Source organism: Flavobacterium hercynium, assembly GCF_002217285.1.
Classification (GTDB): domain Bacteria; phylum Bacteroidota; class Bacteroidia; order Flavobacteriales; family Flavobacteriaceae; genus Flavobacterium; species Flavobacterium hercynium.
Map to the genome: position 1 here is coordinate 22083 of NZ_MUGW01000005.1, position 16614 is coordinate 38696.

A 16614-nucleotide genomic window follows, 5' to 3' on the forward strand; every position below is an offset into this window, starting at 1 on the left:
CACTTCCAAGGCTTCGGAACAGAAACCGGAATTCAAATCTAATAATGTAAATACTGCAACATTCTGATTTAAAAACTATAACATGCAAAATTATTGATTTCTTAATTTTATCAAACACTTTAAAAATTAGAAACCATGATAAATTCAGAAGAAAAAAATACTCAAGATTTAGATCAAATTAAGGATGCTCAAATCGAAAAAAATCTGGAAAAGTTAGATTATCCGTCAAACGAAGATATTTATAATCAAGAAGAAAAGCTGGAAGACATCGATCCTGAAGGAATTTCAGGCGAAAGAACAGTTATTCAGAACGACAACAACGACAATGAATGGAAGCAAAATAGCGACAAACTAGGAAACGATTTAGATATTCCCGGCGCTGAACTTGACGATCAGGAAGAAGAAATTGGTTCTGAAGACGAAGAAAATAATTATTATAGTCAAAGCGATAATTAATTCCTGACTGATACAGAAACATAATAAAAGCGTTAACCTCAATTTTGTAAATTCTTATAAGATTGAGGTTGCTTTGTTTTTTAATGAAACGCTGATGACACGGATTCGCTTTTCGAAAACACGGATTTGCACGGATTACACACTTACTTTGTCATTGAGAAAATCTTTGCGTTCACGAGCAAGATGCTCGCGATAGCTGTGGCAAAATCGAAAAGTCCAACAATCCAATAATCCTTCAGACTCTTAACTTTAACTAAAATCAGTCAGCCTGACAATTTTATCATCTGAAAATTGAAAAACCGATTTTCCTTTCATATTTAATTCCTGACCCGCTTTTAATCCGTTTGGAAAATCAATTGCAAGAACAGCATAATAATCAATTTCAACTATTGCTGTAATTTCATCTTGTATAAATGATGTAATAGTTTGTTTTCTTGCCGAAAAATATTCTTTTCCCTTTTCAGCTTGAGCTGTAAATTCTTTAATGCCATTCAAAGTCAGGTTGATTTCGCCATTTTGACTGTTTTCAAAAACAATTGATTCGTCAAAATCAGCAATCATTTTCTCAACATCAAATTGATTATAAGCTTCAATGTAATTATGGACTATTTTTTCTTTTTCAGTCATAGTATAAAATTTATAAATATTTATTCAAATCAAGTCTCTTTGCTCGTGTGAGCATCTTGCTCGTATACACAATCCTTTATACAGTTATTCTCAAAAACTCCCACAATCTTGTCATTAATGCAAAAATTACTTTTCTTTTTATTATACGCAGATGAAACAGATTCGCTTTGCGAAAACGCGGATTTATACGGATTTCAACCTCATTTCGCACGCTCTTTGCTGGTGCGAGCATCTTGCTCGTACACTCAAACGATAGCGAACATACAAAGTAAATCTCCGTTAGAAACTCGACAAAGATTGACAATACTTTACGGAGCTACTTGTGAAGATTTCTCCTTCATCGAAACGACAAGATTGCGATAATCCTCAAATACTCCATTAAATAACAGCTACTTAACTACATTAAGCCTATCTAAATCAAAATCGAAATCGAAGAATTCCTTTGCTGGTAAATCTAGACCTTTCATTAATTCAAGAATTGTTTCTAATGTCACATTAACCTCCCCTTTTTCAATTTTACTAATATAACTGAAATCCAAATCACAATGTTGCGCTAATTTGCGGTAACTAAATTTTTTGTTTTTTCTATATTTTTTAAGATTATCACCAAAAAGTTTTAGAAAAACCTCCCTTGAATCGTCATTTATCATAGCTTACATTTTTCAGCAATTTGGATAATCCTCTCCTGGTGCGATCATCTTACTCATACACTCATTCTCTACGCTCATTTTTGTTTTTTCGAAATCGAAAGGAAAAGACTGCAAAAATCATCTAATCTTTGCGCTCATGAGCATGATGCTCACGATAGCTGGATTTAAACATTCTTTTCTTTAAACTTATCATCATCGAAAAATTCTTGTAGCGTTATGTCTAACATTCTACAAAATTTTTGAATTGAATATACAGTTACACCTCTTTTATTCCTTGTACTTTCCCATCTATTAACAACCTGCCTATCAATATGATATTTTTGGGCAAAATCTGTTTGCGAAAGCCCTGTTTTTAATCGTAAAAACTGAATTCTCTCTGCTATTTTTATTTGTAGTATAGTATCTTCTTCTGTCAATTGTCCCATACTGCAATTTTGTTGTTTTTTAACAAAATCATGTAAACCACTTGGATTACAAAGTATATTTTTTATCTTTGAATATAATTTGATTTCCACTTAAAAATAATAGAAATCATTCATTAAAATGAAGTCCCTCATTTAAAAACACTCTAATCATTTATTTAGAATACAATCTTTAAAAAAGAAACATCGCAAGTCAATATCATATCGTTTCCGCATGAAAAAAAATAAAATATCCTTTGAAACTAATTTTTGGGCACATCAGGAATTAGAAAATCCATTTGAAGTTGTTGATGCCTTTTTGGGGTGTGAAAGTCTGGCTTTCTTCAAACAAACCTTAAGCGAAATAGTTTTTTACAGAAGCAAAGACGAAGTCTATCAAAAAGAATGTCCCGGAGATGTGTTCTTTACTTATACCGCTTTTCGTTCTTTTCTCAGAGCTTGCTCAGCGCTACAGCACAAAAGCAAAAAATGGAAGGTTACCGAAATAGCTGCTGAAAAAAGATCGATCCTCTCTTTAGCTTCCTTAACCGCCGAAGAATACGAAAATCCTTTTATAGTGTTTGAAAATGCCTTTGCAAAACATTCTTTAGCCGATTTTGAATTCTTTTTATGCGAAATAACACATCTCGCATTACGCCCCACTATTGTAGAATTCGATTCAGATTTGCTTACACCGTACATTCACGTCATCAAAATGCTCGATGCAAGTCAGTTATTACTCGAAAGTCAAGTTGAAAAAGTTAAAACTAATGCATAACTAGTTCATTTTGCAAATCAGAAAACAAAATTGTTTTTTTTTCCATTTTTTCATAAGAAAACTTACCGAATACCATTAAATATAAAAACCGTAGATGTTTTATTTTATTATTTATAAAAAAAGTACGAAAATTTAACAATTGCAGCAAAACTTAAGCAAAAAATCATTTGTCTCCCCGCAAAATAAAAATTACTTTTGCAACAGTTTAACTTTTACATATAAAATGAAGCCTAACACACAACAATTAAGCGATTTAACTATCCAAGTAAGAAGAGATATTCTTCGAATGGTACATGCTGTCAACTCAGGTCACCCAGGTGGTTCTCTAGGTTGTACTGAATTTTTGGTAACACTTTACCAAAATATTATGGAACGTAAAGAAGGTTTTGATATGGACGGAATTGGAGAAGATATTTTCTTCTTATCAAACGGGCATATTTCTCCTGTTTTCTATAGCGTTTTAGCACGCAGCGGTTATTTCCCTGTTTCAGAACTTGCAACTTTCAGATTATTAAATTCTCGTTTGCAAGGACACCCAACAACTCACGAAGGCTTACCTGGAGTTCGTATGGCATCTGGTTCATTAGGACAAGGTTTATCTGTAGCTCTTGGAGCAGCACAAGCAAAAAAATTAAATGGAGACAATCATTTAATCTATACTTTGCACGGTGATGGTGAATTACAAGAAGGTCAAAACTGGGAAGCTATTATGTATGCTTCTGCTAAAAAAGTAGACAACCTTATCGCTACAATCGACGTAAATGGAAAACAAATTGACGGAACTACTGATGAAGTTTTAGCAATGGGAAGCATTCGTGCTAAATTTGAAGCTTTTGACTGGGATGTTTTAGAAATTGCAGAAGGAAACAATATCGATGCGATTATTGCAGGATTAACTGATGCTAAGTCAAGAACAGGAAAAGGAAAACCAGTTTGTATTTTATTACATACTGAAATGGGTAACGGTGTTGATTTTATGATGCACACACACGCTTGGCACGGAAAAGCACCAAACAATGAACAATTGGAAAATGCTTTAGCTCAAAACTACTCTGCAGATCAAATCGACTATTAAAAAAAGCTTTAAGCTCTAAGCAGTAAGTTTTATTCTTATTGCCTACAGCCTATTGCATCTAGCAAAAAATAAAATGAAAAAATATACAAATACAGGAAGCAAAGATACTCGTTCTGGTTTTGGAGCGGGAATGACTGAATTAGGTCAAAAAAATGAAAAAGTTGTAGCATTATGTGCTGATTTAATTGGATCATTAAAATTTGATGATTTCAAAAAAAATCACCCAGAGCGTTTTTTCCAAATCGGAATCGCTGAAGCAAACATGATTGGAATCGCTGCAGGTTTAACTATTGGAGGAAAAATTCCTTTTACAGGTACTTTTGCTAACTTTTCTACAGGAAGAGTTTATGATCAAATTCGTCAGTCAGTTGCTTACTCTGATAAAAATGTAAAAATTTGTGCTTCTCACGCTGGTTTAACATTAGGTGAAGACGGTGCAACACACCAAATCCTTGAAGATATTGGTTTAATGAAAATGTTACCTGGAATGACTGTAATCAATACTTGCGATTACAATCAAACTAAAGCAGCTACATTAGCATTAGCAGATCATCATGGTCCTGCTTATTTACGTTTTGGACGTCCGGTAGTGCCTAACTTTACGCCTGCTGATGAGCCTTTCGTAATTGGAAAAGCAATTTTATTGAACGAAGGTACAGATGTAACTATTGTTGCAACAGGACATTTAGTTTGGGAAGCTCTTATTGCTGCTGAAGCTTTAGAAGCAAAAGGAATTTCTGCTGAAGTAATCAACATTCACACTATTAAACCACTTGATGAAGAAGCTATTCTAAAATCATTGGCAAAAACAAAATGTGTTGTTACTGCAGAAGAGCACAATATTTTAGGAGGATTAGGAGAAAGCGTTTCAAGAGTGTTAGCTTTAAACACTCCGGCCCCTCAGGAATTTGTAGCTGTAAACGATAGTTTTGGTGAATCTGGAACTCCAGAACAATTAATGGAAAAATACAAATTAAACAATCAAGCTATTGTTGAAGCTGTAGAAAAAGTAATCAAAAGAAAATAATCTTAGACTTCCTTCTTACTTTATATTCAAAACCTCGAAAGTGATTTNNAAATCACTTTCGAGGTTTTGTGTAATTATATTTTTATGATCTAATTACGGTTTTGCTTTGTAATGATCCTTATCTAAGTGAAGTCTTAATCTTCCCGGAGAAGTATAATCCGGTGTACCAGAAGCAGAAAACGCAGGAATACCAAGTCTTTCCGTTTCATCGTAATTTGGCGTTCTTGGATTGTCCTGAACCGGATCGTAAGGATAGTATTTACTTAGACCAGAAATTGCAGGATCCTGATCGTAATCAGGTTTTGTAATTTCAAACAATGTCGTATATCCGTCACCATCATCATCAATATCTAAGAAATCCGGAATACCATCTCCATCTGTATCATCAATTAATTCTTTCGGTGGGTTTGGATATTTAGTTGTATTTCTAAAATCATACAAATAGCCATCCTTATTAATGTCTTCTAAATAATCAGGAACTCCATCTCCAATAAATTCTGGCATACCAGTTGAAGCATTAAGTCTATATTCATTATCCATTCGTTGAAGATCAAATAATTTAACCGTAAAAACTAAAGGAGAATATACTGGAATAGCACTTGTACTTGTACCGAAATAACCTAATCCAGAAGGTAAAAACATAGCTCCTGCACCATAACCTGAATAGGTAATTACACCATCGCTAGGAACGGGAAATACAGAAGTACCTGTTTTGAATTTAGGAAAGATTTCTGACCAGCCTTCGATTACAGTATTTTCATTAGCCTGTGAGAATAAGTTAAATGCAACAGGAATTCCATTAGAAGAATCAAAAGAACTATTATTTAACAAATATCCAGTATAAGATGCAAATATTTTATCTGTATTTGTTGGTGCACTACCTGAACCTTCGTTTACAATAAAGTAATATACTGTATAGGTAACATCATTACTATAGACTTGTCTTTCTTGGAGCGGATATGTTGTTTGATCCCAAATAGAAGTTTGAGTTCCTCCCGCAGGAATTTTTGCAAATTTAATATCAAAATCTGCTGTAACTTCCTGAATATAATTTGTCTTTAAATATTTAACTATCGAATCCTGATCTGCCGCATATTGTTCCTTATAATCTCTTAGTGGAACTGTCACCACCTCATCATCACTCTTTTTATTACAAGAAACTATGGCAATACCTGCAAGCAATAAAATAAAATAAAATTTAAATTTATTCATTATTGTTAATTTTTTAAGTGCGCAAGATACAATATTGATTTATTTTTGTAAAGAATTTAACTTTGATTTTAGAAAAATTATGCGAATAGATAAATACCTGTGGTGCGTTCGTTATTACAAGACCAGAAACATGGTTACGGAGGCATGCAAAAAAAATCATATTACTGTAAACGGACAAGTTGCGAAGCCTTCTAAAGAGGTTTTCCCTACTGACAAGATTACTTTTAGAAAAGATCAGATTACGCAAATTATCACGGTACTCGATATCCCTGAAAGCCGTGTTGGTGCAAAATTGGTTGACATGTACCGAAAAAATGAAACTCCTGCAGAAGCGTATGCGCATTTAGAACTTTTGAAACTTTCTAAAGAACACTATCGTAAATCCGGAACTGGAAGACCAACTAAAAAAGACCGAAGAGATATTGATGAATATGGCAATGAAATTTTTGACGAAGACGAAGTAGAATAAACGTCAGAAAAACTAAAAATACCATTCGAACAATCTAAAATCTATCCTGATAGCTATTGGGACTGAAATCTAAAATTCAATTTGTACTTTAGCAAAAAAATAAAACATGAACAAAAATATCATTTTAACGAATCAGGAAATCGAACATAAAATAAAACGTATTGCCTATCAAATTTATGAAACCTTTGTTGACGAAGACGAAGTTGTTATTGCCGGAATCGCTTCTAACGGATCTGTGTTTGCTCAAAAAATCGCTACGGCATTAGGCGAAATCTCTAGCCTTAAAATTTCTATTTGCGAAGTTAAGGTCGACAAACAACATCCGCAATTGCCTATACAAACTTCTTTGACCAAAGAAGAGTATGAGAACAAAGGTTTGGTACTTGTCGATGATGTATTAAATTCGGGAACTACTTTAATATATGCTGTTCGTCATTTCTTAGACGTTCCGTTAAAGAAATTCAAAACCGCGGTACTTGTAGACAGAAATCACAAGAAATACCCTGTAAAGGCAGATTTCAAAGGAATTTCGTTATCTACATCTTTACTAGAGCATGTTCAGGTTATTTTTGATGAAAACGGCGACAACTACGCCTTTTTAAGCTAAGACCGCGACAATATCAGCAACCGTTTCTTCGACAGTTCTGTTATCTACTGTAACTTTATGCTTTGCATGGTTATAATAGAAGCTTCTGTCGAATAAATGTTTTGCGATAAACTCTTTCATTTCTTCCTCATTCATATTCGCTATCAAAGGGCGATTACTCTTGTTTCCTTTTAATCTATTATATAAAGTATCAATTGATGCTTTTAAGTATACAGATGTTACGTTATCTCTTTTCAATAATTCATGATTATTGGCATAACATGGTGTTCCTCCACCTAAACCTATTATATAATTTTCTGAAGACTGAAGTAATTCTATAAATAATTCGTGTTCTAATTTTCTAAAATAGATCTCACCATGCTTTTCAAAAATCTCATTTATGGACAATTTTACTCTTTTTTCGATAAATTCGTCCAAATCCACAAAAGGAATATTTTTATTTTTTGACAGATTTTGGGCGATTGTTGACTTTCCGCATCCCATATATCCTAACAAGACGATTTTTTTCATATTAATAAATGCTTATAAACTAGGTGATTGTAAAATTTGATAAAAAAACACAAATTTAAAATAAAAATAGTTGCTAATATCAAAAATAACTCCTTATATTTGCACCCGCATTCAAGAAACGAATATGACTCGATAGCTCAGTTGGTAGAGCACATCACTTTTAATGATGGGGTCCTGGGTTCGAGCCCCAGTCGGGTCACAAATTGTGACTCACAATACAAGTTTCTTGAAATGCAAAAGACTCGATAGCTCAGTTGGTAGAGCACATCACTTTTAATGATGGGGTCCTGGGTTCGAGCCCCAGTCGGGTCACAATTTGTGACTAAGAATACAAGTTTATTGAAATAAGAATGACTCGATAGCTCAGTTGGTAGAGCACATCACTTTTAATGATGGGGTCCTGGGTTCGAGCCCCAGTCGGGTCACAAAGGTCGAGTAAAATTTTTTACTTGACCTTTTTTCTTTTTAGGCCATGTGGAGAAACGGTAGACTCGCCATCTTGAGGGGGTGGTGCTCGCAAGGGCGTGAGGGTTCAAATCCCTCCATGGTCACCAGGTAAAAGCGCAAATCTTATAACATTACGATTTGCGCTTTTTTTGTACTTTAGCCCGGAACAAATTTCTCACCATGACATTTTACATTAACAGAGAGCATTTAGTAAAAGACATCGATTATCCTACGCGATATCAACCTGAAAATCTATTTAAAAGTGCTCTTATTGTATTTTTTATCATTTTGGGTTTTCTATTATTGTTTAAGCCATTTGGCGTTTATGATCCGGAACTCAAAATGCATTATTTGTTCATTTGCTTTTTTCATGCTTTGGGTCCGGCTTTAGTCCTATATCTTTATTTTGGAATATTGAACTACTACAGAAAAACGAAAAATCAATCTAAGTGGACATTACTCAACGAATACATTCAGATTGGAGCATTATTAGTCTTAATTGGCACAACGAGCTTTTTGATGCGCGATTTGCTTTATACCAACCCAAACAACTGGTCTTGGAATTATTTTTTTGAAGAAATCAGGAATTGTTTTGTCGCAGGTATCTTTTTTTATTTCCTCATACGATTGGCCAGCTTTTATTTTGAATCCAAAAAAGGATCTCCATTTGTTCTTCAATTCATTCCCCTAACGGTTAAACCAGAGACAGCTTCTTTACAACCTCAACTCTTTATCAATACACAAGTCAAACAAGATGATTTTAGTCTGGATATAGATCAATTGCTTTTTGTAAAAGCTGATGGTAATTATATCGAATTAACTACATTAAAAAACAATCAAATTATGACGGAGGTCAAGAGAATCTCATTAACACAATTCGAAGCTCAAATAACAGCCTATCCACATTTCTTTAGATGTCATAGAACCTATTTAGTCAATATGTTTAAAGTTGAAAAAGTATCTGGAAATTCTCAAGGCTACTTATTATCCTTTGATGAAACCAATAGTAAAGTTCCTGTTTCAAGAAAACAAATCGATAGTTTCAATACGTATTACGAAAGACTTCGCAACCAATACATTGCTTAAGCTTGTCGTTCGCCACAAAAGGTAGTTACCAGTAACAACCCTTGTTTTGACTGTATTTTCTTGTTGTACGTTTGCCATCAATAACACAAAACCTAATTTAGTATGCAAACTACAACCGCTACAATTAATCAAGATTCCGGTACTTCAAACAAATTGTTTTATATAGACAATATCAAAACACTACTGACAATATTAGTGGTATTACATCACACTTTTATTGCTTACAGCTCTTCCGAAGGTTGGTATTATAATGAACCAAGCAAGTATTTAGGAGCACGCATTTTAATGACTACGTTCGTAAGTATAAACCAGTCTTTCTTTATGGGCTATTTCTTTCTGCTGGCAGCCTATTTTACAAACGCTTCGTATTCCCGAAAAGGCGCATCAAGATTCATTAAAGACCGACTAGTTCGCTTAGGACTTCCCATATTGTTTTATTCCTTTATTCTAACGCCTTTCATTTCTTATTTGGTTTACTATTTTGCAAAAGAGCAACATATCACCTATTTAGAATACCTTACAAGATACGACAGCTGGATCGACTTAGGCGTTACATGGTTTGTGGCTGCGTTATTGCTTTTTACATTATTTTATGTCGCAATAAAAAAAATATTCAAAATTAACTTCAGCAAACCTATCGCAACACCAAACTCTCGCACTATTTTATTATTTGCAGTAGCATTAGGAATTATTAGTTTCTTGGTTCGAATTATTTTTCCTGTGGGATGGATTCTTGAACCGGTTGGATTTCAGCTAGGACATTTTCCGCAATACATCGCTTTGTTTATTGTTGGTTTATTGGCAGCAAAAAACAAATGGTTTGATCAGCTTTCTGAAAGATCAGAAAAACTATTCAGAAGATCGGCTTGGTTGTGTTTGTTATTCTTTCCTGTTTTTCTGGTTATTGTATTAAAACTAAAATCACCTTCTTCCTGGTTTTCAGGAGGTCTTTACTGGCAGGCATTATTATATGCCGTTTGGGAACAATGGATCGGAATTTCGATACTTACGACATTACTCCTTAAAGGAAAAAGAAACTGGAACACGACTTCAAAACTATTAACTACAGCATCACGTAATAATTTTGCCGTTTATATTTTTCATCCTTTGGTTATTGTGGTTTTTACATTAATCGCAAGAAATTGGAATATTGACCCTTCCCTAAAACTTTTAATTGTTGCACCATTAATATTATTCGGTAGTTTTATTTTTGGATCAATTGTTTTATTGATTCCAGGGGTTAAGAAAATATTATAGCTCTTTAACAGCACAGTCAAAAAGACATAAAAAAAACTTCTTAAATAATTAAGAAGTTTTTTGTGTGAAGTCATTTCTAATTTAAACTATACTATCGAGAAAAACAGTTCTAAGTAAATTTTTAATCTGAAAATGTTACAGGTAGGTTTTGTTTTTCAAAGGGCTTTTTTCATTGGTAAGCAGATCATTCGCAATTTGTATCATGCCGCTATTGTGCGATCCGCCCCAAATGGCTCTTCCAAAAATATAGCTGATAGTATATTCCTTCCAGGTAGAACAATATTGTTTCAATTCCTGATAAGACTTTTCTAAATAATCTTTTAATTCTTTCTCTGTTAAGTATCCCATTTCATAACAACAACGAGCTAAAAAAGCACCTCTTCCATAATTCCAGCCACTGTCTTTGACTTTTTTAATTTCCGAAAAACTTGTTATTACCTGTTGTTCTATAAGTTCCGGTACTACATCCTTTAAACTTCTGTAAATATTTAAATAATAATTAAAACTATCTTGTTCACTTGGTAAGTTTGACTTTAAAATCTGAACATAATTCTCCTGATCATCAAATGCCTCATAAACAATGTTAAGGTTTTTATCGTGATTTCTATCGTGCAAATCCTCAAGAACTTTTATTGCTTCTTCTTTACTAAAGACTTCCCAATACTGCTCCAATAACTTAACAATATCAGATTTACCTAATCCTGTTTCATAAGAATTCAGGTATGCCGATTGTTGCTCGGCATACATTGAACTAATAAGTACATCATTTAGAGGCTGACCAGATAAAACTTTGTTAGTATTTAATCTAATACTCTTAAATGAGTTGAATATTTTTGAAAACAAACTCATAGTAATTAAGCTAATTTTAAATTCGGAAATTTATCCTGCAAAACAGTTACAAATTTTTCACCTACCACTTGATATTTAGCTCTGGAGACTAACTGTTTCTTTAAATTTAAAAGATCCGACGGATCTGGAACATAATTTAATCTATCGTGAATTTCAAGCGTCAAAGGACTTCCATCTATATTAAAAGTAATGACGTGTACTTTTGGCAAATATTCTTCGGCAGATTTTGCATAAAGACCTAATTGCGATTTCAATACTCCTCCGTAATGAAGGGTCGCAGCTTCGTTTCGGAAATTATCAAAAACGATATGTTGATCTAATTCACCAACGGAATTGGTACTAAAAAAGTGCAGATCACTTCCGCTTAATACCCAAAAACAATCCGTTTCGATTCTTTGTAATTTTACGCCTATTGCTGACAGCGCGACGTTCTTAACACCATCTGTAACTACTTCCTGAACTTTACCTGTAGTCGATTGCGGTACTGAGCCTGCTGTAAACGCATCGATAGCTTTACCTTGCATCCATTGTTTCAATTGTGAAAAATCCTCATTTAAAAGTTCTTTTTTGTACGTTTCATAATGAGTTCTTTCCGCATCAAGATCAATTTCTGACTTTGCTTCCTTATGTTTTTTATTCATAAAGACCATAAAGCAAACGCCGGCAATTACTAAGATTACCGGAATTAAAAATACTGGATTCATAAAATATAGTTTTAGATATTAGTTGGTTTTACTTTTTTATCTTTTTCAGGAAGATTTCCCCAAATTAATAATCCAATTAAAATAAAGAAGATGATTTTACCTCCAAATTTCTTCCAGAAAGACAAAGGATCTGGAGCAGTGGCTACATCGAAATTATGTTTCTCTTTTAGTACACTGGCAATTTCGGGATCAATTTCAAAATAAGTATTGTTTGATATATCGCTTAGTACATATCTTCCATTAGTATTCCAAACAGACATCCAAAGAATTCCGTATTCATTATTAAGATAAGACAGATTTACTTTTTGCCCAGCTAGTTTTTGAATTTCAGAATCAGTAGGCAATTCCTGAACAGTTTCTATTGTTTCGCACGGAAAGCAAAGAGGAATTTTAGCCTTTGCAGATATTACGTTTACCGACGATAGGACAAGAGCAATTAGTAAAATTTTTTTCATAGTTTTTGTTTTTGGTTAGTTGTTAATATTGAATACATTTTAAGATTTTAGTTTTAAAACACTAAAAAAATATCACAGCAACATTGTTAATTTAGTCAACATTTAACTGTTAATTTTGTTTTTAGAGGTCGCTAATATATTAAATAATTTCTCATATTTTTATTTAGACATGACTATTTACAAGAAATTTTAAACGTTCCTAAAAAGCGAACATTTTCAATCACTTAACTCAACTAAAACAATCACTTTTACACTAAAAAAAAATACTTACCATAAACTAAAAAACCCTATTTCGTGATAAAATAGGGTTCAATATTATTTTTACATTTTACTACCAAATTGCTGTTTGCTGTACTTTATTAATGATCCATTTGTTATTTATCTTCCTGATATAAACATTGTAGCTTAGCCCGCATTTTCCTCCACAGGCATAATTAACAGATAGAATTCCAGATTCTCTTACACTATTAAATTTAATCGTAGATAGAAACATTGCTCCCGCAAATTTATCGTACTTACGCTCCCAATTTCTAAACTCTGTATCTTTTGGGAGTTCAGACAAATGTCTAAAAGTAAATTTTTTAGTATTATACTTCTGAACGGCTGTACTGTCATTTATTAAACCATCATTTCCAACAGCTATCACAAGATCAAGCGTATCCTTTTTTAAAGCTTCTCTTTTTAGTTCACAAGCTAAATCTCTTTTATGCTGCCCAGTTGTATCTTCTTTAATCCATTCTCCAAATTCATCATAAATATCTTTTCCTCCATCCGGAAAACAAGTATAAAGTCTTTTATCACGATACGTTGAATTTACAACCTCAACAAATATCTCATCCAAAACCTTTTGTTCAAATTGCTTATCGTCTTTTTTCTGTTCACAGCCAAAAACAATAAAAGCTAATACTGGAAATAAGAATTTTATTGAACTCATTTAGATTAAGATTTAATATTTCACCAAACAAAAACACTGACAACTAGCATTTTACCCGTTTATTTTTTTAAGTCTTGACTGCTCATCAAATTCTGCTGTTATGATTTCTCCATTCTTAGTAGCGGTTATATTCGATGCATTCTCTTCAATGCTATATCCTTTATCATTAAGATAACTTAGCAATGCAGCTTTATGATTCATTTCGTATTGCGAGATTAACTGAGGAAACACAGTTAAAATACGTAAATGATTATCCTTACGCATTTTGTCAATTTCATTATCTTTAATTGTTACCACCATCGCACCTTGTCCGTAATCACAAATGTAATAAGCTGTTGCATTATGAATACCTGCTGCAATTGTCCCCATTAGATGTAAGTCTTCTTTTGTAAAACCAAAAGAATCATTTCTTAAAAGATCTATTTGATGATCTTCTCCATACTTTTTTAGTTGTAGTGCCTGCTGTACTATACTTTCTGAAAGTCCTGATTTTGTATTTGCCCACGCCCAAAGCCATGTTTGGGTAGCATGTGATATTGTGCCTAATACCTGAATCGGAAAAACAAGATCATCTCCAAAACTAATTTCTTCATTACCAATATTTATATTCCAGTTATTCTCACCAATTACATCTCCAAAGTCTAATTGTTTATCCATTACAATTCCGCCATATCGTTGCAAAATTTCCTCTACAGTCGAGAAAGATGCTTTGTTGTTTTGCGCTTTTGTTTCGTTTTGTTCTGTACTCTTGTTGTTTTTTGAAAATAGTTTATCTAAAAATCCCATCTGTTCATTTTTTAGTAGTGTTAGTCTTTTAAATTTTATGGCAAACGAATATAACAATTAAAATGACATTTTGTTAAAATATTGAAACAGCCAAACAGGTTTAACGGCAATTACTCCCTAATTAATTTAAATTCTTTATTATTTTATAGATTCTTCAATTAGTATTTATCGTTTTATTTATCGTAAAATTGTCCTCTAAAAACACCTAATGAACAACAATATTCTACAACACTTAACAATTAGACTCGGTATACCGTTGCTAATATTTTTTCTAATATGGCAAATAGCAGATCCAAACCACGGATCTTTAGAAAACCTGCTTCAATTTCTGCTCATTACTACTTTCATTGCTTTTGTAATAGTGTCATTGACAGTAAATGAAACTTTCCGATTCCATAAGAATAAAAAAAAGGTTTTAAGAAATGTTAATATTAGTTTACTGGTGCTTTACATTCCAATCTTCGTATTTATGGTATTGGCAAGTTATGGCCTTGCAACATTTTAGGCATTAAAATTGAATTATTTAAAATTTAGATATGGCATTACAAACCAATTTTACCGAATTGTAAACAAATCATTTTTATGTCTTATTTTATAAAAAAAGAAACGTCCTCATAAACAAAACTTTATTAAATTCGTTGCCAATATTAATCCCCAAATTAATTTATGAAAAACTTTTTATTAGTATCATTCCTTATGATCACTTGCTCTATATGGGCACAATCTGCAAATTCTCATTTTGACAAAGCCTTAAAGAAAGCAGAAAGCGGAAATTATAAAGGCGCTATCGCTGATTACAACAAAGCGATCAGCCTGAATTCGAAATTTGTTGAAGCTTACCAAAACAGAGGTGTTGCAAAAGTTAAGACCAACGATCTAAAAGGTGCTTTAGCCGATTTTAACAAAACAATTGATCTGGATCATTTTAACGCTGACGCTTACACAGGAAGAGCAGACGTTAATTATAAATTACAAAACTACGATAACACCATCGAGGATTGTAGCTCTTCTATTGGTTTAAACCCAAAAGATTATGTAGCCTACAACTTAAGAGCTTTGGCTTATAATAAAACTGGAGAAAAAAAGAAGGCTTGTAAAGATTTCTCAAAAGCGATCGATTTAGGAAGTACGAGTGCTGTAAAAAACCAGGCTACCTTCTGTAAATAAAAACTTTTTATAAAAAAAACACAAGCAGTCTGCAAAATGGTATTTGCAGACTGCTTTTTTTTTACAAATAATGTAGTCAAAAAGACCAAAAGCTTCTCTAAGAAGGTTACATTAAGGTTTGTATGATTTTAATTAAGTTTTGAAAATAATACTAATATTTTATCCTATTTTTGTTTATCCAAAAACCTAAGAATGATAAACAACATAAAGACGGTTTTCAGCATAAAAGACCTTGAAAACTTATCTGGAATAAAAGCGCATACGATTCGTATATGGGAAAAAAGATACAACATTCTTGAACCTATGCGAACGGACACTAACATCAGACTTTATAACTTAGAGAGTTTACAAAAACTTCTAAATATCACTTTGTTACACGAGTACGGTTATAAAATATCTAAAATATCTACTTTTTCTGAAGAAAAAATACCGCAGTTGGTTCGTGAAATTATCTCGAAAAAAAATGCTCAAAATTACTCCATAACGTCTTTTAAAATGGCGATGATGAATTTTGATCAGGAAATATTCTTTAATACTTTTGACTGGCTGATTTCCGAAAAAACGTTCAAAGAAGTTTTTAAAGATCATTTTTTACCACTGCTAAAAGAATTGGGGCTTTTATGGCAATCCGCAACGATTACGCCCGCCAATGAACACTTCATGAGTCACCTCATTAAGCAAAAAATCCTAATTTACACAGAAGGGCTTCAAATACTAAAACCAACAAAAACAGATCGTGTTTTTGTACTTTCATTACCTTTAAATGAAATTCATCAAATCGGACTTTTATATTTACAATATGAAATCCTGTCGCATGGCTACAAAACCATTTATTTGGGCGAAAGCATGCCGATCGAAAATCTAGAAGACCTGACCAGACATTTTGAGAATATTACTTTTATTTCTTTCATGACTATTCAGCCAGATCGCAGCATTATAAACCAATATGTAAACTCGATGGCACAAAAACTATTGTTAGACACTAACGAAATTTGGTTAATGGGAAATATGACAGAACACATCGAAAGAGAAAATCTTCCAGAGCGCATTCGAATTTTTGATTCCATGGAAGAAACAGTGCAACATATCTGATTTTTTGTTTAAAGTTTTCGTACAT

21 protein-coding genes and 4 tRNA genes are annotated in these 16614 nt (G+C 32.8%); 15 read left to right on the plus strand and 10 right to left on the minus strand.

Annotated features, from left to right (window positions below; translation table 11 throughout):
* The first annotated feature begins 135 nt into the window (after window positions 1–135).
* The gene (locus tag B0A66_RS02445; RefSeq protein WP_089048262.1) at window positions 136–456 is read left to right on the plus strand and encodes a hypothetical protein; all 321 of its coding nucleotides are present in this window, start codon (window positions 136–138) and stop codon (window positions 454–456) included.
* Between the two features lie 249 nt (window positions 457–705).
* Here the strand turns inward: B0A66_RS02445 and B0A66_RS02450 are convergent, their stop codons facing one another.
* Window positions 706–1083, minus strand: coding sequence for a nuclear transport factor 2 family protein (locus tag B0A66_RS02450; protein ID WP_089048263.1), 378 nt, complete (start codon window positions 1081–1083; stop codon window positions 706–708).
* A 117-nt stretch (window positions 1084–1200) separates the two neighbouring features.
* Here B0A66_RS02450 and B0A66_RS22705 point away from each other — a divergent pair, with 117 nt between their 5' ends.
* The gene (locus tag B0A66_RS22705) at window positions 1201–1446 is read left to right on the plus strand and encodes a hypothetical protein (protein WP_123868196.1); all 246 of its coding nucleotides are present in this window, start codon (window positions 1201–1203) and stop codon (window positions 1444–1446) included.
* A gap of 26 nt (window positions 1447–1472) precedes the next feature.
* Here B0A66_RS22705 and B0A66_RS02455 read toward each other — a convergent pair whose 3' ends face one another.
* Entirely contained in the window at window positions 1473–1733 is a 261-nt protein-coding gene (locus B0A66_RS02455; RefSeq protein ID WP_089048264.1) for a helix-turn-helix domain-containing protein, read from the minus strand.
* A gap of 164 nt (window positions 1734–1897) precedes the next feature.
* Window positions 1898–2248 (minus strand): helix-turn-helix domain-containing protein, encoded by a 351-nt coding sequence (locus B0A66_RS02460; RefSeq protein WP_123868197.1) that lies wholly within the window; start codon window positions 2246–2248, stop codon window positions 1898–1900.
* Between the two features lie 121 nt (window positions 2249–2369).
* Here B0A66_RS02460 and B0A66_RS02465 point away from each other — a divergent pair, with 121 nt between their 5' ends.
* The 3 genes from B0A66_RS02465 to B0A66_RS02475 all read left to right on the plus strand — a co-directional run bounded on the left by B0A66_RS02465 (window position 2370) and on the right by B0A66_RS02475 (window position 5014).
* Window positions 2370–2912 carry a hypothetical protein gene (locus B0A66_RS02465; RefSeq protein WP_089048266.1) on the plus strand — a complete coding sequence of 181 codons (543 nt, stop codon included), beginning with the start codon at window positions 2370–2372 and terminating at the stop codon, window positions 2910–2912.
* 223 nt (window positions 2913–3135) lie between these two features.
* Window positions 3136–3987 (plus strand): transketolase, encoded by an 852-nt coding sequence (locus tag B0A66_RS02470; protein WP_089048267.1) that lies wholly within the window; start codon window positions 3136–3138, stop codon window positions 3985–3987.
* A gap of 73 nt (window positions 3988–4060) precedes the next feature.
* Entirely contained in the window at window positions 4061–5014 is a 954-nt protein-coding gene (locus tag B0A66_RS02475) for a transketolase family protein (RefSeq protein ID WP_089048268.1), read from the plus strand.
* 93 nt (window positions 5015–5107) lie between these two features.
* On the opposite strand, the gene B0A66_RS02480 is transcribed toward B0A66_RS02475, so the two are convergent.
* Complete coding sequence (locus B0A66_RS02480) at window positions 5108–6226, minus strand: FKBP-type peptidyl-prolyl cis-trans isomerase (protein WP_089048269.1); 1119 nt, start codon at window positions 6224–6226, stop codon at window positions 5108–5110.
* Window positions 6227–6305: 79 nt separating this feature from the next.
* Between B0A66_RS02480 and B0A66_RS02485 the strand changes: the two genes are divergently transcribed.
* Together B0A66_RS02485 and B0A66_RS02490 are read left to right on the plus strand one after the other, a co-directional pair.
* Window positions 6306–6695: an RNA-binding S4 domain-containing protein gene (locus B0A66_RS02485; protein ID WP_089048270.1), complete on the plus strand. Its 390-nt coding sequence runs from the start codon at window positions 6306–6308 to the stop codon at window positions 6693–6695.
* Between the two features lie 106 nt (window positions 6696–6801).
* Window positions 6802–7302, plus strand: coding sequence for a phosphoribosyltransferase family protein (locus B0A66_RS02490; protein WP_089048271.1), 501 nt, complete (start codon window positions 6802–6804; stop codon window positions 7300–7302).
* Here the strand turns inward: B0A66_RS02490 and B0A66_RS02495 are convergent.
* Window positions 7294–7812, minus strand: coding sequence for a shikimate kinase (locus tag B0A66_RS02495; RefSeq protein WP_089048272.1), 519 nt, complete (start codon window positions 7810–7812; stop codon window positions 7294–7296). The genes B0A66_RS02490 and B0A66_RS02495 overlap by 9 nt on opposite strands.
* A 126-nt stretch (window positions 7813–7938) precedes the next feature.
* Between B0A66_RS02495 and B0A66_RS02500 the strand changes: the two genes are divergently transcribed.
* The 6 genes from B0A66_RS02500 (at window position 7939) to B0A66_RS02525 (ending at window position 10602) form a co-directional block, all read left to right on the plus strand.
* A tRNA-Lys gene (locus tag B0A66_RS02500) sits at window positions 7939–8011 on the plus strand.
* A 40-nt stretch (window positions 8012–8051) separates the two neighbouring features.
* A tRNA-Lys gene (locus tag B0A66_RS02505) sits at window positions 8052–8124 on the plus strand.
* Between the two features lie 40 nt (window positions 8125–8164).
* Window positions 8165–8237: transfer RNA gene (locus B0A66_RS02510), tRNA-Lys, on the plus strand.
* A gap of 43 nt (window positions 8238–8280) precedes the next feature.
* Window positions 8281–8366, plus strand: a tRNA-Leu gene (locus B0A66_RS02515).
* Window positions 8367–8439: 73 nt separating this feature from the next.
* Window positions 8440–9345 carry a LytR/AlgR family response regulator transcription factor gene (locus B0A66_RS02520; RefSeq protein ID WP_089048273.1) on the plus strand — a complete coding sequence of 302 codons (906 nt, stop codon included), beginning with the start codon at window positions 8440–8442 and terminating at the stop codon, window positions 9343–9345.
* Between the two features lie 102 nt (window positions 9346–9447).
* A complete protein-coding gene (locus B0A66_RS02525; RefSeq protein ID WP_089048274.1) occupies window positions 9448–10602 on the plus strand; it encodes an acyltransferase family protein in 1155 nt (384 codons plus the stop codon).
* 135 nt (window positions 10603–10737) lie between these two features.
* Here the strand turns inward: B0A66_RS02525 and B0A66_RS02530 are convergent, their stop codons facing one another.
* The 5 genes from B0A66_RS02530 to B0A66_RS02550 all read right to left on the minus strand — a co-directional run bounded on the left by B0A66_RS02530 (window position 10738) and on the right by B0A66_RS02550 (window position 14330).
* Entirely contained in the window at window positions 10738–11451 is a 714-nt protein-coding gene (locus B0A66_RS02530; RefSeq protein ID WP_089048275.1) for a DUF1266 domain-containing protein, read from the minus strand.
* A 5-nt stretch (window positions 11452–11456) separates the two neighbouring features.
* Window positions 11457–12155, minus strand: coding sequence for a hypothetical protein (locus B0A66_RS02535; protein WP_089048276.1), 699 nt, complete (start codon window positions 12153–12155; stop codon window positions 11457–11459).
* An 11-nt stretch (window positions 12156–12166) separates the two neighbouring features.
* Complete coding sequence (locus tag B0A66_RS02540) at window positions 12167–12610, minus strand: hypothetical protein (RefSeq protein ID WP_089048277.1); 444 nt, start codon at window positions 12608–12610, stop codon at window positions 12167–12169.
* 331 nt (window positions 12611–12941) lie between these two features.
* Window positions 12942–13544, minus strand: coding sequence for a hypothetical protein (locus tag B0A66_RS02545; RefSeq protein ID WP_089048278.1), 603 nt, complete (start codon window positions 13542–13544; stop codon window positions 12942–12944).
* 51 nt (window positions 13545–13595) lie between these two features.
* Window positions 13596–14330, minus strand: coding sequence for a DUF6882 domain-containing protein (locus tag B0A66_RS02550; RefSeq protein WP_089048279.1), 735 nt, complete (start codon window positions 14328–14330; stop codon window positions 13596–13598).
* A 666-nt stretch (window positions 14331–14996) separates the two neighbouring features.
* Here B0A66_RS02550 and B0A66_RS02560 point away from each other — a divergent pair.
* Complete coding sequence (locus tag B0A66_RS02560; protein ID WP_244283377.1) at window positions 14997–15497, plus strand: tetratricopeptide repeat protein; 501 nt, start codon at window positions 14997–14999, stop codon at window positions 15495–15497.
* 192 nt (window positions 15498–15689) lie between these two features.
* A complete protein-coding gene (locus tag B0A66_RS02565; protein ID WP_089048282.1) occupies window positions 15690–16589 on the plus strand; it encodes a MerR family transcriptional regulator in 900 nt (299 codons plus the stop codon).
* Window positions 16590–16614 lie beyond the last annotated feature (25 nt).

Excerpts from the sequence above, each read along its gene's own strand:
- B0A66_RS02445 (WP_089048262.1), top strand. The coding sequence starts at position 136 with ATGATAAATTCAGAAGAAAAAAATACTCAAGATTTAGATCAAATTAAG.
- B0A66_RS02565 (WP_089048282.1), top strand. The coding sequence starts at position 15,690 with ATGATAAACAACATAAAGACGGTTTTCAGCATAAAAGACCTTGAAAAC.
- B0A66_RS02480 (WP_089048269.1), bottom strand. The coding sequence starts at position 6,226 with ATGAATAAATTTAAATTTTATTTTATTTTATTGCTTGCAGGTATTGCC.
- B0A66_RS02520 (WP_089048273.1), top strand. The coding sequence starts at position 8,440 with ATGACATTTTACATTAACAGAGAGCATTTAGTAAAAGACATCGATTAT.
- B0A66_RS02525 (WP_089048274.1), top strand. The coding sequence starts at position 9,448 with ATGCAAACTACAACCGCTACAATTAATCAAGATTCCGGTACTTCAAAC.
- B0A66_RS02495 (WP_089048272.1), bottom strand. The coding sequence starts at position 7,812 with ATGAAAAAAATCGTCTTGTTAGGATATATGGGATGCGGAAAGTCAACA.
- B0A66_RS02540 (WP_089048277.1), bottom strand. The coding sequence starts at position 12,610 with ATGAAAAAAATTTTACTAATTGCTCTTGTCCTATCGTCGGTAAACGTA.
- B0A66_RS02455 (WP_089048264.1), bottom strand. The coding sequence starts at position 1,733 with ATGATAAATGACGATTCAAGGGAGGTTTTTCTAAAACTTTTTGGTGAT.
- B0A66_RS02450 (WP_089048263.1), bottom strand. The coding sequence starts at position 1,083 with ATGACTGAAAAAGAAAAAATAGTCCATAATTACATTGAAGCTTATAAT.
- B0A66_RS02535 (WP_089048276.1), bottom strand. The coding sequence starts at position 12,155 with ATGAATCCAGTATTTTTAATTCCGGTAATCTTAGTAATTGCCGGCGTT.
- B0A66_RS02560 (WP_244283377.1), top strand. The coding sequence starts at position 14,997 with ATGAAAAACTTTTTATTAGTATCATTCCTTATGATCACTTGCTCTATA.
- B0A66_RS02475 (WP_089048268.1), top strand. The coding sequence starts at position 4,061 with ATGAAAAAATATACAAATACAGGAAGCAAAGATACTCGTTCTGGTTTT.
- B0A66_RS22705 (WP_123868196.1), top strand. The coding sequence starts at position 1,201 with ATGCAAAAATTACTTTTCTTTTTATTATACGCAGATGAAACAGATTCG.
- B0A66_RS02545 (WP_089048278.1), bottom strand. The coding sequence starts at position 13,544 with ATGAGTTCAATAAAATTCTTATTTCCAGTATTAGCTTTTATTGTTTTT.
- B0A66_RS02490 (WP_089048271.1), top strand. The coding sequence starts at position 6,802 with ATGAACAAAAATATCATTTTAACGAATCAGGAAATCGAACATAAAATA.
- B0A66_RS02465 (WP_089048266.1), top strand. The coding sequence starts at position 2,370 with ATGAAAAAAAATAAAATATCCTTTGAAACTAATTTTTGGGCACATCAG.
- B0A66_RS02550 (WP_089048279.1), bottom strand. The coding sequence starts at position 14,330 with ATGGGATTTTTAGATAAACTATTTTCAAAAAACAACAAGAGTACAGAA.
- B0A66_RS02485 (WP_089048270.1), top strand. The coding sequence starts at position 6,306 with ATGCGAATAGATAAATACCTGTGGTGCGTTCGTTATTACAAGACCAGA.
- B0A66_RS02470 (WP_089048267.1), top strand. The coding sequence starts at position 3,136 with ATGAAGCCTAACACACAACAATTAAGCGATTTAACTATCCAAGTAAGA.
- B0A66_RS02530 (WP_089048275.1), bottom strand. The coding sequence starts at position 11,451 with ATGAGTTTGTTTTCAAAAATATTCAACTCATTTAAGAGTATTAGATTA.